We start from the raw sequence: 13,324 nt of genomic DNA, 5'->3' as shown, positions 1-13,324 counted from the left end.
TCTCTTGATCGGAGGTTCGAAAACTGGGGTCGGATTCTAGATGGGCCGGCCGCGCTCAGCGCACGCGCATGCCGGGCTGGGCGCCGGGGAAGGGCTCCAGCACGAAGATGCCGGGATTGGCCTTCTCGTCGGCGTGGCTGGCGGCCAGCACCATGCCCTCGGACAGGCCGAACTTCATCTTGCGCGGCGCCAGGTTGGCGACCATCACCGTGAGCTTGCCCTCGAGCTGCTCCGGCTGGTAGGCGCTGCGGATGCCGCTGAAGACATTGCGCAGCCGGCCCTCGCCGACGTCCAGCGTCAGGCGCAGCAGCTTGTCCGAGCCCTCGACCGTCTCGGCCTTCACGATCCTGGCGATGCGCAGGTCGACCTTGGCGAAGTCGTCGATCTTGATCTCGGGCGCGAGCTCCTCGCCGCCGGGCACCGTCTTGGGCGGGGCGGGCGGCTCGAACAGCGCCTCCAGCATCTTCGGATCGACACGCTGCATCAGGTGCTCGTAGCCGCCGATCCTGTGCGCGCCCAGCGCGCGATCGGCGTCGGCGAAGCGCATCGGCGCGACCTGCAGGAAGGTCTCCACCTTGGCGGCCAGCGCCGGCAGCACCGGCTTGAGGTAGATCGTCAGCAGGCGGAAGGCCTCGATGCAGACGCTGCAGACGTCCTGCAGCACCTGGTCCTTGCCCTCGAGCCTGGCCAGCTCCCAGGGCTTGTTCTGGTCGACGTACTCGTTGACGCGGTCGGCCAGCAGCATGATCTCGCGCAGCGCCTTGCCGAACTCGCGGGTCTCGTACAGCTCGGCGATGGTCGCCTTGTGCGCGCGCAGCGCGTCCAGCAGCGTCAGGCCCTCGACGCCGACGTCCGCCGACAGCTGCCCGTCGAAGCGCTTGGACAGGAAGCCCGCCGCGCGGCTGGCGATGTTGATGTACTTGCCCACCAGGTCCGAGTTGACGCGGGCGACGAAGTCCTCGGGATTGAAGTCCAGGTCCTCGACCTTGCCGTTGAGCTTGGCGGCCAGGTAGTAGCGCAGCCACTCCGGATTCATGCCCAGCGCCAGGTACTTCAGCGGATCCAGCCCGGTGCCGCGGCTCTTGGACATCTTCTCGCCGCCGTTGACGGTCAGGAAGCCATGCACGTACACGTGGTTCGGCGTCTTGCGGCCGCTGAAGTGCAGCATCGCCGGCCAGAACAGCGTGTGGAAATACGTGATGTCCTTGCCGATGAAGTGGATCTGCTCGGTGGACGGGTCGGCCATGAAGGCGTCGAAGTCGCGGCCGATCTTGCCGAAGTAGTTCTTCAGCGAGGCCAGGTAGCCGATCGGCGCGTCCAGCCAGACGTAGAAGTACTTGCCCGGCGCGTCCGGGATCTCGATGCCGAAGTAGGGCGCGTCGCGGCTGATGTCCCAGTCGCCCAGGCCGCCCTTGCCGTCCTCGTCCTTGGCGAACCACTCCTTGATCTTGTTGAGCACCTCCGGCTGCAGGCGGCCGGGGGTCTGCGTCCACTGCTCGAGGAACTCGACGCAGCGCGGGTCGGACAGCTTGAAGAAGTAGTGCTCCGAGCTCTTCATCACCGGCGTCGCGCCGGTCAGCACCGAGAACGGGTTCTTCAGCTCGGTCGGCGTGTAGACCGCGCCGCAGACCTCGCAGGAGTCGCCGTACTGGTCCTTGGCGCCGCACTTCGGGCATTCGCCCTTGATGAAGCGGTCGGGCAGGAACATCGACTTCTGCGGATCGAAGAACTGCTCGATCGTCTTCACCGCGATCAGCTCGTTGGCACGCAGCGCCTTGTAGATCTCCTTGGACAGTTCGTGGTTCTCGGCGCCGTCGGTGGAGTGCCAGTTGTCGAAGCTGATGTGGAAGCCGTCCAGGTACTGCTTGCGGCCCGAGGCGATGTCGGCGACGAACTGCTGCGGCGTCTTCCCGGCCTTCTCGGCCGCGATCATGATCGGCGCGCCGTGCGCGTCGTCGGCGCAGACGAAGTGCACTTCGCTGCCCATCATCCGCTGGAAGCGCACCCAGACGTCGGCCTGGGTGTACTCCATGACGTGGCCAATGTGGAAGTTCGCATTGGCGTACGGGAGGGCGGTGGTCACGAAGAGCTGGCGTGTCATGGCGCGATGTGGGCTGCGGTGGCCCCCCGGACGCCCGGAGCCTGGATGGGCGGTGCGGCCGCGTGCGGGGGAGCCGGCGATTTTAGGCGCGCGCGCCGCGCGCCGCGTAGCGCTGGGCGAGCCATGAGCACAGGATCAGCTGCAGCTGGTGATAGAACATGATGGGCAGGACGATCACGCCCACCGCCGGATGCGTGCCGAACAGCAGCTTGGCCATCGGCACGCCCGAGGCCAGCGTCTTCTTCGAGCCGCAGAAGACGGCGGCGATCTCGTCCTCGACCGGCAGTCCCATCGCCCGCGCCGCCAGGCGGCTCAGCACGATCACCGCGGCCAGCAGCAGCGCGGCGCCGAGCGCGGCCTTGACCAGCAGCTCCGCGCCATGGTCGCGCCACAGCCCGGACGCCACCGAGTCGCTGAACGCCGACAGCACCAGCAGCACGATCACCCAGCGGTCGATCAGCGCGATGCGCGCCTTGTGGGCGGTGTGGAAGCGCAGCAGCAGCGGCCGCAGCAGCTGGCCGGCGACCAGCGGCAGCAGGAGCAGCTGGGTCAGCTTCCAGACCGCCTCGCCCAAGGGCAGCGTCGCGCCGCTGGTGCCGGCCATCAGCGCGACCAGCAGCGGCGTCAGCACGATGCCCAGCAGGCTGGACGCGCTGGCATTGAAGATCGCCGCCGGCACGTTGCCCTTGGCCAGCACCGTCATCGCCACCGAGGACGAGATCGTCGACGGCAGCGCGCACAGGTAGGCGAAGCCCAGCGCCAGGTCGGCGGGCAGCCAGCGGCCGAAGAGGGCGGTGAAGCCCCACCACAGCAGCGGGAACAGCACGTAGGTGCTGAGCTGCACCAGCAGGTGGACGCGCCACTTGAGCGCGCCGTCGCGCAGCGCCGCGGCCGACAGGCCCAGGCCGGTGAGGAAGAACACCAGCGCGACACCCCAGTTGCTGACGATCTCCAGCCGCAGCAGGCCGCCGCTGCGGCCCAGTTCCGGCCAGACGCTGGCCAGGGCCACCGCGCCGACCAGCGCCATCAGAAACCATTCCTTGCGGATCCAGGACCGGATGCCCATCGCCTTCCTTCCGCCGGCGCGCGGCCGGCACGTCACCCCCTGGGGGAAAACGGGGACTCTAGCGGGCCCGCGTCTTGCCCGCCTGTCTTGAGCCTTGCCCGCCGCGCGATTTCTCCACCCGCTGGAACGCTGGCCGCCCCGGATGTCGGATTCGTGACCCGGATCGGCGCTTTCATGACGGCAATCGCACGGCCGGCCCCACCCATTCAGGGCGTCCCCCGGCCCGCTTGTAAAGGCCGGATGGCCCAACTGGTCCCCTTCCGGTTCCCTCGGAAGGGCGGAAGAAGGGTGCTCAACTTCCTTTGGCGGTTCAAGGAGCGCCGCTAACTGCTTGATTTCAAAGACCCCGGAAACCTATCCACCGCGGCTGTGGATAACTGTGTGGGAAACCTGCCGCCGGTCGCTCTAAACCCTTGATCGACGGCCCCCCGAGGTTCCCTGCCTCATTTCCGGGCACGCGGAATCGCGCCATAAGAATCAACGACTTAGCGGCGTCCCGGGAAAACGAGCAGCTGCGATGCAGCAGAAGTGTTCGCAAAGGCCCAAGAGCGCTGGAATGGGGATAAGTCAAGTCCCGCGTCGATGATTTTCAGGTTGACAACGCGGCCCTGACCCTGGAAGAGGCGACCCGTGCCCGGATGACAGCCCCGCGACGCCGGATGACACCGGGCGGGGGCCGGTGGAGGCTGGGCAGGCCCCTAAAAGGAGGCGCGCGGCGCACCGCTAAAATCCGCGACTTTGCAAACGCATTCCTCATTTCTTTCATGACGCAGGCAGTGGCGGGCAACGTGCCGGGGCGATCCGCCTCCGGCAAGACTCCGGAACTTTTTGAACTGAAGAGCGCCTCGCTGAGCCTGCTCGCCCTCGTCCTGAAGTCGGCCGACGCGGCCGCGCTCGACGCGGAGCTGATGGCGAAGCTGGGCGAGACGCCCGATGCCTTCCATCACGACCCGCTGCTGCTGGATCTGAGCCAGCTGCCGGCCGTGGCGGCCGAGACTGGCGAGACTGGCGAGACGGCCGGGGGCCAGGGTCAGTTGAACCTGGACGGCGAGGCGGCCGCCGACGGCGCGCCGGCCGCCGAACCCGGCCAGGCCGGCGAGGCCGCCCCGCGCGTGGACATCGCCGCGCTGCTGCCGCTGCTGCGCCGTCACCGGCTGCAGCCGGTGGGCGTGGTCGGCGCGAATGCCGCCGAACTGGCGCAGGCCGCGGAACTGGGCCTGGCCGAGGCTCCCGACCAGCCGGCGCGGGCCGAGCGCGAGCCGCGCGTCGAGAAGGTCGTCCAGCGGGTCATCAAGGAAGTGGTGGTCGAACGCCCGGTCGAGGTGCCTGTCGAGGTGCCCGTCCAGGTGCCGGTCGCGGCGGAGTCGAAGACGGTCTACGTGGACCGCCCGCTGCGCTCGGGCCAGCAGGTCTACGCCAAGGGCGCCGACCTGGTCGTGCTGGCCGCGGTGAACCACGGCGCCGAAGTCATCGCCGACGGCAGCATCCACGTCTATGCCCCCTTGCGCGGCAAGGCGATCGCGGGCGCGCGCGGCAACGCGCAGGCGCGCATCTTCGCGCAGCAGCTCGAGGCCGAACTGATCGCCATCGCCGGCATCTACCGCACGAGCGAGAACCCGCTGCCGGACAACGTCCGGGGCAAGGCCGCGCAGGTTCGCCTGGACGGCGAGAAGCTGATCATGGAACCGCTGGGCGCGTGACGCTGGCGGTGCCTCCTCACCAGACACATTGAAAAAAGGACCTCGACCCATGACCAAGATCGTTGTGGTGACCTCCGGCAAGGGCGGCGTGGGCAAGACCACGACCAGCGCCAGCTTTGCCACCGGCCTGGCCATGCGCGGCTACAAGACGGCCGTGATCGACTTCGACGTCGGCCTGCGCAACCTCGACCTGATCATGGGCTGCGAGCGCCGCGTCGTATACGACCTGATCAACGTCATCAACGACGAAGTGAAGCTGGGCCAGGCGCTGATCAAGGACAAGCAGCTGGACAAGCTCTTCATCCTGGCCGCCTCGCAGACGCGCGACAAGGACGCGCTCAAGCAGGACGGCGTCGAGCGCGTGCTGGAGGAGCTCAAGGCGATGGAGTTCGACTACATCGTCTGCGACTCGCCGGCCGGCATCGAGACCGGCGCGCTGATGGCCATGCACTACGCCGACGAGGCGCTGGTGGTGACCAACCCCGAGGTCTCGTCGGTGCGCGACAGCGACCGCATCCTGGGCATGCTCAACAGCAAGACCAAGCGCGCCATCGAAGGCAAGGAGCCCGTCAAGGAGCACCTGCTGATCACGCGCTACAACCCCAACCGGGTCGAGGGCGGGCAGATGCTGTCGCTGGAGGACATCCACGAGATCCTGCGCACGCCGCTGATCGGCGTGATCCCCGAGAGCGAGAGCGTGCTGCAGGCCTCCAACCAGGGCCTGCCGGCGATCCACCTCAAGGGCACGGACGTGGCCGAGGCCTATGCCGACGTGGTCTCGCGCTTCCTGGGCGAGGACAAGCCGATGCGCTTCGTCGAGGCCGTCAAGCCGGGCTTCTTCAAGCGCCTGTTCAGCCGCTGACATCCACGGGGAGAAACCATGGGATTCATGTCCTTCTTCCTGGGCGAGAAGAAAAGCACCGCCAGCGTCGCCAAGGAGCGGCTGCAGCTGATCCTCGCCCACGAACGCAATGGCCGGAGCGCCAGCCCCGACTACCTGCCGCAGCTGCAGCGCGAGCTGCTGGCGGTGATCTCCAAATACGTTGCCATCAACCCGGACGACATCAAGGTCCACATGGAGCGGCAGGACGACCTCGAGGTGCTCGAGGTCAAGATCGAGCTGCCGGAAATCCGCAAGGCCTGATCGGGGGCCCCGCGGCAGCGCCCGTGTAATCCCCTATGCCGGAATCCGCCTCGCGTCACTAGGGTGACGCGAGGGGTCCGGAGCCGTCGATAGACTGACCTGGACAGCCGACAACAAAAGTCCAGGAGACGACATGGCACTGATGGGCCAGATGATGTCGATGCCGTTGCTGATCTCGTCCTTGATCACGCATGCGGCGCGGCATTCCGGGGATACGGAGATCGTCAGCAAGCGGGTCGAGGGCGATCTTCATCGCACCACCTGGGCGGCGGTCGAGCTGCGCGCCCGTCAGCTCGCCCAGGCCTTGGCGCGGCTCGGCCTGAAACCCGGCGAGCGCGTCGGCACGCTGGCCTGGAACGGCCACCGCCACCTCGAGATCTACTACGGCACGTCCGGCTCCGGCCTGGTCTGCCACACCATCAATCCGCGCCTGTTCCCCGAGCAGATCGCGTGGATCGCCAATGACGCGCAGGACCGCGCGCTGTGCTTCGACCTGACCTTCCTGCCGCTGGTCGAGAAGCTCGCGCCGCAACTGGGCCAGATCCGCCACTTCATCCTGATGACCGGCCGCGCCCACATGCCGGCCGCGTCGGCGATCCCCAACCTGCGCTGCTACGAGGACCTGGTGGAGGCCGAGGACGGCCACTACGTCTGGCCCGAGTTCGACGAGAACACCGCGTCCAGCATCTGCTACACGAGCGGCACGACCGGCCATCCCAAGGGCGCGGTCTACAGCCATCGCAGCTCGGTGCTGCATGCCTACGGCGCCGCGCTGCCCGACGCGATGGCCGCGTCGCGCCGCGACGTGATCCTGCCGGTGGTGCCGATGTTCCACGTCAACGCGTGGGGGCTGCCGTACAGCACCGCGCTGGTGGGCTGCAAGCTGGTGATGCCGGGGCCGCACCTGGACGGCAAATCGCTCTACGAGCTCTTCGAGACCGAGCAGGTCACCTTCAGCGCCGGCGTGCCGACGGTGTGGCTGGGCCTGCTGAACTACGTCGGCGCCAACGGGCTGAAGTTCTCGACGTTCAAGCGCACGGTGATCGGCGGCTCGGCCTGTCCGCCGGCGATGCTGCGCACGCTGATGGACGACTACGGCGTCGACGTGATCCACGCCTGGGGCATGACCGAGATGTCGCCGCTGGGCACGCTGTCGCGGCTCGACAGCCGCCAGCTCCAGCTGCCGGTGGAGCAGCAGCGCCGCCTGCTGGAGAAGCAGGGCAAGGCGATCTACGGCGTGGACATGGCCGTCGTCGACGACACGGGCCGCGCGCTGCCCTGGGACGGCAAGACCTCGGGCAACCTGGTCGTGCGCGGCCCGTGGGTCATCGACAGCTACTTCGGCCATGAGGGCGGCGATGAGGGTGGCCATGGGGGCGGCCATGAGGGCGGCCATGAGGGCGGCCATGGGGGCTCGCCGCTGATCCGCGTCACCGGCGAGGACGGCCGCGACGCCGGCCTGTGGTTCCCCACCGGCGACGTCGCCGCGATCGATGCGGACGGCTTCATGCAGATCACCGACCGCAGCAAGGACGTCATCAAGTCGGGCGGCGAATGGATCAGCTCGATCGATGTCGAGAACATCGCGATGGCGCATCCGGCGGTGCACGAGGCCGCGGTGATCGCGGTGCCGCATCCGAAGTGGGACGAGCGGCCGCTGCTGGTCGTGGTGCGCAAGCCCGGCGAGGCCGGCGCGGCGCTGACGCGCGAGGACGTGCTCGGTTTCTACGAGGGCCGGATCGCCAAGTGGCAGGTGCCTGACGACGTCGTGTTCGTCGACGAGATCCCGCACACGGCCACCGGCAAGATGCTCAAGCTCAAGCTGCGCGAGCAGTTCAAGTCCCACAAGCTGCCGGGCTGCTGAGCCCGCCGCGTCATCCCCTTCATCCCTGTTATCCCCGTCACCCCGCGCGGCGCCGAGGCCGCCGCGCCTCAACCCCTTCGCAGGAGCCGTCCCGCCGATTTCCCTCACCGCAGTCCCCAGCAGTCCGCCGCTTCACGCCGTACTACGTCGCTTCCGATCGCCTTGCAATCACAACCACATCAGGAGACAAGCATGAGCAAGCACAGCACGCGTCCGATCCCCTCGCTGGCACGACCGCTGGCGGTCGCCGCATTCGCGGCGCTGGCCGCCGCCGGCGCCCACGCGCAGAAGGGCGAGGTGGTGAAGATCGCCTGGATCGATCCGCTGTCCGGGCTGATGGCCCCGGTGGGGCAGAACCAGGTGAAGTCCTTCCAGTTCTTCGCCGAGAAGTTCAACGCGAACAATCCCGCCGGCGTGAAGTTCGAGATCATCCCGATCGACAACAAGCTCAGCCCGGCCGAGTCGCTCAACGCGCTGAAGTCGGCGATCGACCAGGGCGTGCGCTACGTGACGCAGGGCAATGGCTCGGGCGCGGCGCTGGCCATCATCGACGCGGTCAACAAGCACAACGAGCGCAATCCCGGCAAGGAGGTGCTGTACCTCAACCACTCGGCCGTGGACCCCGACCTGACCAACAGCAAGTGCAGCTACTGGCACTTCCGCTTCGACGCCGACACCTCGATGAAGATGGAGGCGATCACCACCTTCCTGAAGGACCAGCCCGACGTCAAGAAGGTCTACCTGCTCAACCAGAACTACGCGCATGGCCACCAGGTGGCCAAGTACGCGAAGGAGGGGCTGGCCAAGAAGCGGCCTGACGTGCAGATCGTCGGCGAGGACCTGCACCCGCTGGCGCAGGTGCGCGACTTCGCGCCCTATGTCGCCAAGATCAAGGCCAGCGGCGCGGACACGGTGATCACCGGCAATTGGGGCTCCGACCTGGCGCTGCTGGTGAAGGCGGCCGCCGAGGCCGGCTACAACGGCAAGTTCTACACCTACTACGCCGGCGTCACCGGCACGCCCACGGCCATCGGCGCGGCGGGCGCAGGACGCGTCTACCAGGCGGCCTACAACTACAACAACATGGGCGGCCAGATGGACCAGTGGGCCAACGAGTTCAAGGCCAAGTTCAACGACGACTTCTACACCGGCAGCGTCATCCACATCTACAACGCGCTGGGCAACGCGATGGCCAAGGCCAGGAGCACCGATCCGGTGAAGGTCGCGGCCGCGCTCGAGGGCCTGAAGTTCAAGTCCTTCAACGGCGACGTCGAGATGCGCAAGACCGATCACCAGCTGCAGCAGGCGATCTACATCTCGCGCTGGGAGAAGGTCGATGCCAAGCATCCGTACAACGTCGAGAACACCGGCTTCAACTTCGCGCCGGTGAAGACCTACGACGCCTACGTGTCGAGCACACCGACGTCCTGCCAGATGAAGCGTCCCGGCTGATCGTCGACGACAACGCGAGCGCATCGACGTGGAACAGATCCTGATCAATCTCCTCAACGGCCTGTCGTCCGGGCTGCTGCTGTTCATGCTCAGCTCCGGGCTGACGCTGATCTTCAGCATGATGGGCGTGCTGAACTTCGCGCATGCGAGCTTCTACATGCTGGGCGCCTACGTCGCCTACACGATCGCCGGGTGGATCGGGTTCTGGCCCGCGCTGCTGCTCGCGCCGCTGGTGGTGGGCGGGCTGGGCGCGCTGTTCGAGCGCGGCGCGCTGCGGCGCGTGCACAAGTTCGGGCATGTGCCGGAGCTGCTGATCACCTTCGGCCTGTCCTACGTCGTGCTGGAGCTGGTGCAGCTGGTGTGGGGCCGCACGGCGGTGCCGTTCCCGCCGCCGGCGTCGCTGCAGGGCGCGGCCTTCACGCTGGTGCATGCGCCCGGCCAGGCGCTGCAGCTCGCGTGGGGCGACGCCCCGGCGGCGATGTGCGCGGCGGCGAGCTGCTCCAAGTTCCCGCTGACGCGCGCCTTCATGATGCTGGTCGCGCTGGGCATGCTGCTGGCGCTGTGGCTGCTGCTGACGCGCACCCGCATCGGCCTGGTGATCCAGGCGGCGCTGACCCATCCGGAGATGGTCGAGGCGCTGGGCCACAACGTGCCGCGCGTGTTCATGCTGGTGTTCGGCAGCGGCTGCGCGCTGGCGGCGCTGGCCGGCGTGATCGGCGGCATCACCTTCGTCACCGAGCCGGCGATGGCGGTGATCGTCGGCTCCATCATCTTCGTGGTGGTCGTGGTCGGCGGCATCGGCTCGCTGGCCGGCGCCTTCGTCGCCTCCCTCGTCATCGGGCTGCTGCAGACGCTGCCGCTGACGGTGGACGTGTCGCTGGCGCAGGCGCTCAAGCTCGGCCCCGGCACCTTCGGCTACCCGCTGCTCAAGCTCACGCTGGCGCAGGTCGCGCCCATCCTGCCCTACCTGCTGATGGTCCTGATCCTGATCTTCCGGCCCAAGGGCCTGCTCGGCACGCGGGAGGGCTGATCGATGTCCGCCGTCATGCCCTCGAGCTCCGCCGCCACCGCCTCCACCGCCACGCCCGCGTCCTCCGGCGCGGCCTCCGCCCGGGCGCGCGCGCGGCGCGGGGAGTCCTACCACTTCAAGCCCTACAACGTCGGCCGCTGGCTGATCTGGGGGCTCTATGCGCTGGTGCTGCTGGTGGCGCCGCTGCTGTGGACCAGCAGCCTGGCGCAGACCATGCTGTCGCAGATGGGCATCGCGATCATCGCCTGCCTGTCCTACAACCTGCTGCTGGGGCAGGGCGGCATGCTGAGCTTCGGCCACGCGGTCTACAGCGGCCTGGGCGCCTACCTCGCGATCCACACGCTCAATGCCGTCGGCGCCGGCCAGCTGGCGCTGCCGGTGAGCCTGGTGCCCATCGTCGGCGGCTTCGCCGGGCTGTTCTTCGCCGCGCTGTTTGGCTATGTCTCGACGAAGAAATCGGGCACGCCCTTCGCGATGATCACGCTCGGCCTGGGCGAGTTGATCTGGTCGATGTCGCTGATGCTGCCGGAGTTCTTCGGCGGCGAGGGCGGCATCTCCTCCAACCGCGTCGTCGGCAAGGCGGTGTGGGGCATCAGCTTCGGGCCGCAGATCCAGGTCTACTACCTGATCGCCGTCTACGCCTTCGTCTGCACGGCGCTGCTGTACGCGTTCACGCGCACGCCGCTGGGACGCATGCTCAACGCGGTGCGCGACAACCCCGAGCGCGTCGAGTTCATCGGCTACGACACGCAGTGGGTGCGCTTCCTGGCCTTCCTGATCGCGGGCTTCTTCGCCGGCGTGTCGGGCGGCCTGTCGGCGCTGAACTTCGAGATCGTCACCGCCGAGGTCGTCGGCGCCGCGCGCTCGGGCGCCTACCTGCTGTTCACCTTCCTGGGCGGCGCGACCTTCTTCTTCGGGCCTATCCTCGGCGCGGTGCTGATGGTGGTGGCGCTGGTGCTGCTGTCGGAACTGACCAAGGCCTGGCTGCTGTACCTGGGCCTGGTGTTCCTGTTCATGGTGATGTACGCGCCGGGCGGCATCGCCTCGCTGATCATGATGAACCTGCGCCTGGCCGCCTTCGGCAAGCTGCGGGCGCTGTGGCCGTCCTACCTGGGGCTGGCGGGCGCCGCGGCGACGATGCTGGCGGGCGGCTCCGCGATGGTGGAGATGCTCTACCACCTGCAGCTCAACGAGGCGCTCGGTCCGAAGATGAGCTACCTGGGCCTGGCGCTGAATGCGAAGAGCGTCGAGTCCTGGTTCGGCGCGGGCCTGGTGCTGGCGACCGGGCTGGGCCTGTTCGAGCTGCTGCGCCGCCAGTTCCGCCTCGAGTGGGACCAGGCGCAGGAGGAGATCGAGAAAGAGATCAAGCGGAGGGAGAGCCTGTGAGCGCGCCGTATGCCCTGGAGTTGAAGGCGGTCCGCAAGAGCTTCGGCAAGAGCGAGATCATCCGCGGCGCGGAGCTCGCGGTGAAGCCGGGCGAGCGGGTCGCGATCATCGGCCCGAACGGGGCCGGCAAGTCGACGCTGTTCAACCTGATCAGCGGCCGCTTCGCGCCCAGCAGCGGCGAGATCCGGCTCTTCGGCGAGCGCATCGACCAGCTGCCGCCCTACCAGATCAACCGCCGCGGACTGTCGCGCAGCTTCCAGGTGTCCAACCTGTTCACGCGGCTGTCGGTGTTCGAGAACATCCGCTGCGCACTGCTGTGGTCGATGGGGCACCGGTACGCGTTCTGGAAGTTCCTCGCCGGCATGGACGAGGTCAACGAGCGCGTCGAGGAGCTGCTCGAGATGATCCACCTCGACAAGAAGCGCGACGTGCCGGCGGTCAACCTGACCTATGCCGAGGCGCGCGCGCTGGAGATCGGCATCACCATCGCCGGCGGCGCGCAGGTGATCCTGCTCGACGAACCGACGGCGGGCATGAGCAAGAGCGAGACCCGGCGCTTCATCCAGCTGATCCGGCAGGTCACGCAAGGCCGCACGCTGCTGACGGTGGAGCACGACATGGGCGTGGTGTTCGGGCTGGCCGACAAGATCGCGGTGCTGGTCTACGGCGAGGTGATCGCCTTCGACACGCCGGACGCGGTGCGCGCCAACGCGCGGGTGCAGGAGGCCTACCTCGGCTCGGTGCTGGCCGAATCGCAGGCCGCGGGAGCCCACGCATGAGCGTCGCGATCAACGACAGCAACGCCGGCGCGATGCGCGCGGCGGCGCAGGGGACGGTCGCCGCCGGGACGCGGGCGCTGCGGCTCGAGAACGTGCATGCCTTCTACGGCAAGAGCCATGTGCTGCACGGCGTGACGATGGAGGTGGGGCCCGGCGAGATCGTCAGCCTGCTGGGCCGCAACGGCTCGGGGCGCTCGACGACGGTGAAGACCATCATGGGCCAGGTGGACGGCACCGGCTCAATCGCCTGGGGCGGGCAGGAGCTGCTGGGCCGCAAGGCCTACGAGATCGCGCATCGCGGCCTGGGCTACGTGCCGGAGAACCGGGACATCTTCCCCAAGCTCACGGTGCACCAGAACCTGATGCTGGGCGAGAAGGGCGGCGGTGGTGGCGGCGGCGGGAGGGGCCGCAAGGGCGCGAAGCCGCGCTGGGGCTTCGACGACATGTACGCGATGTTCCCTCGGCTCAAGGAGCGCCAGCACACCGAGGCGGGCGTGCTCTCCGGCGGCGAGCAGCAGATGCTGACGCTGTGCCGGACGCTGATGGGCGATCCGGACCTGATCATGATCGACGAGCCGACCGAGGGGCTGGCGCCGAAGATCGTCGAGCTGGTCGCGGACTACCTCAAGGAACTGAAGCGGCGCGGCGTGTCGGTGCTGCTGGTCGAGCAGAAGCTGGCGATCGCGCTGGAGATCAGCGAGCGGTGCTACGTGATGGGCCACGGCCGCATCGTGTTCGAAGGCACGCCCGCCGACCTGCGCGCGAATGCCTACGTGCGCAAGGAGTGGCTGGAGGTCTGACG

11 protein-coding genes are annotated in these 13,324 nt (G+C 68.0%); 9 read left to right on the top strand and 2 right to left on the bottom strand.

Annotated elements, in window-relative coordinates; all coding sequences use genetic code 11:
* Window positions 1-55 precede the first annotated feature (55 nt).
* Both metG and ACEN96_RS21765 read right to left on the bottom strand, forming a co-directional pair.
* Window positions 56-2,101 carry a methionine--tRNA ligase gene (metG, locus tag ACEN96_RS21770; protein ID WP_495585129.1) on the bottom strand — a complete coding sequence of 682 codons (2,046 nt, stop codon included), beginning with the start codon at window positions 2,099-2,101 and terminating at the stop codon, window positions 56-58.
* Between the two features lie 82 nt (window positions 2,102-2,183).
* Window positions 2,184-3,167, bottom strand: a complete 984-nt coding sequence (locus tag ACEN96_RS21765; RefSeq protein ID WP_495585128.1) for a bile acid:sodium symporter family protein — start codon at window positions 3,165-3,167, stop codon at window positions 2,184-2,186.
* Between the two features lie 764 nt (window positions 3,168-3,931).
* Between ACEN96_RS21765 and minC the strand changes: the two genes are divergently transcribed.
* The 9 genes from minC to ACEN96_RS21720 all read left to right on the top strand — a co-directional run bounded on the left by minC (window position 3,932) and on the right by ACEN96_RS21720 (window position 13,322).
* On the top strand, window positions 3,932-4,867 hold the full coding sequence (gene minC, locus ACEN96_RS21760; RefSeq protein WP_495585127.1) for a septum site-determining protein MinC: 936 nt from the start codon (window positions 3,932-3,934) through the stop codon (window positions 4,865-4,867).
* A gap of 49 nt (window positions 4,868-4,916) precedes the next feature.
* Window positions 4,917-5,729: a septum site-determining protein MinD gene (gene minD, locus ACEN96_RS21755; RefSeq protein WP_495585126.1), complete on the top strand. Its 813-nt coding sequence runs from the start codon at window positions 4,917-4,919 to the stop codon at window positions 5,727-5,729.
* 18 nt (window positions 5,730-5,747) lie between these two features.
* Complete coding sequence (minE, locus tag ACEN96_RS21750) at window positions 5,748-6,011, top strand: cell division topological specificity factor MinE (RefSeq protein WP_343639318.1); 264 nt, start codon at window positions 5,748-5,750, stop codon at window positions 6,009-6,011.
* A gap of 133 nt (window positions 6,012-6,144) precedes the next feature.
* Window positions 6,145-7,875 carry a 3-(methylthio)propionyl-CoA ligase gene (locus ACEN96_RS21745; RefSeq protein WP_495585125.1) on the top strand — a complete coding sequence of 577 codons (1,731 nt, stop codon included), beginning with the start codon at window positions 6,145-6,147 and terminating at the stop codon, window positions 7,873-7,875.
* A gap of 192 nt (window positions 7,876-8,067) precedes the next feature.
* The gene (locus tag ACEN96_RS21740) at window positions 8,068-9,327 is read left to right on the top strand and encodes a branched-chain amino acid ABC transporter substrate-binding protein (protein WP_495585124.1); all 1,260 of its coding nucleotides are present in this window, start codon (window positions 8,068-8,070) and stop codon (window positions 9,325-9,327) included.
* 22 nt (window positions 9,328-9,349) lie between these two features.
* Complete coding sequence (locus ACEN96_RS21735) at window positions 9,350-10,357, top strand: branched-chain amino acid ABC transporter permease (protein ID WP_495588657.1); 1,008 nt, start codon at window positions 9,350-9,352, stop codon at window positions 10,355-10,357.
* A gap of 3 nt (window positions 10,358-10,360) precedes the next feature.
* A complete protein-coding gene (locus tag ACEN96_RS21730) occupies window positions 10,361-11,743 on the top strand; it encodes a branched-chain amino acid ABC transporter permease (RefSeq protein WP_495585123.1) in 1,383 nt (460 codons plus the stop codon).
* Window positions 11,740-12,522 carry an ABC transporter ATP-binding protein gene (locus ACEN96_RS21725; protein ID WP_495585122.1) on the top strand — a complete coding sequence of 261 codons (783 nt, stop codon included), beginning with the start codon at window positions 11,740-11,742 and terminating at the stop codon, window positions 12,520-12,522. The genes ACEN96_RS21730 and ACEN96_RS21725 overlap by 4 nt, the downstream gene beginning before the upstream one ends.
* A 32-nt stretch (window positions 12,523-12,554) precedes the next feature.
* A complete protein-coding gene (locus tag ACEN96_RS21720) occupies window positions 12,555-13,322 on the top strand; it encodes an ABC transporter ATP-binding protein (RefSeq protein WP_495588656.1) in 768 nt (255 codons plus the stop codon).
* Window positions 13,323-13,324: the final 2 nt, after the last annotated feature.

The sequence above is a fragment of the Roseateles sp. Mitsp63 genome (genome assembly GCF_059491535.1).
Note: the sequence above shows the minus strand (reverse complement) of the source record. Positions and strands in the feature narration are given on the sequence as shown.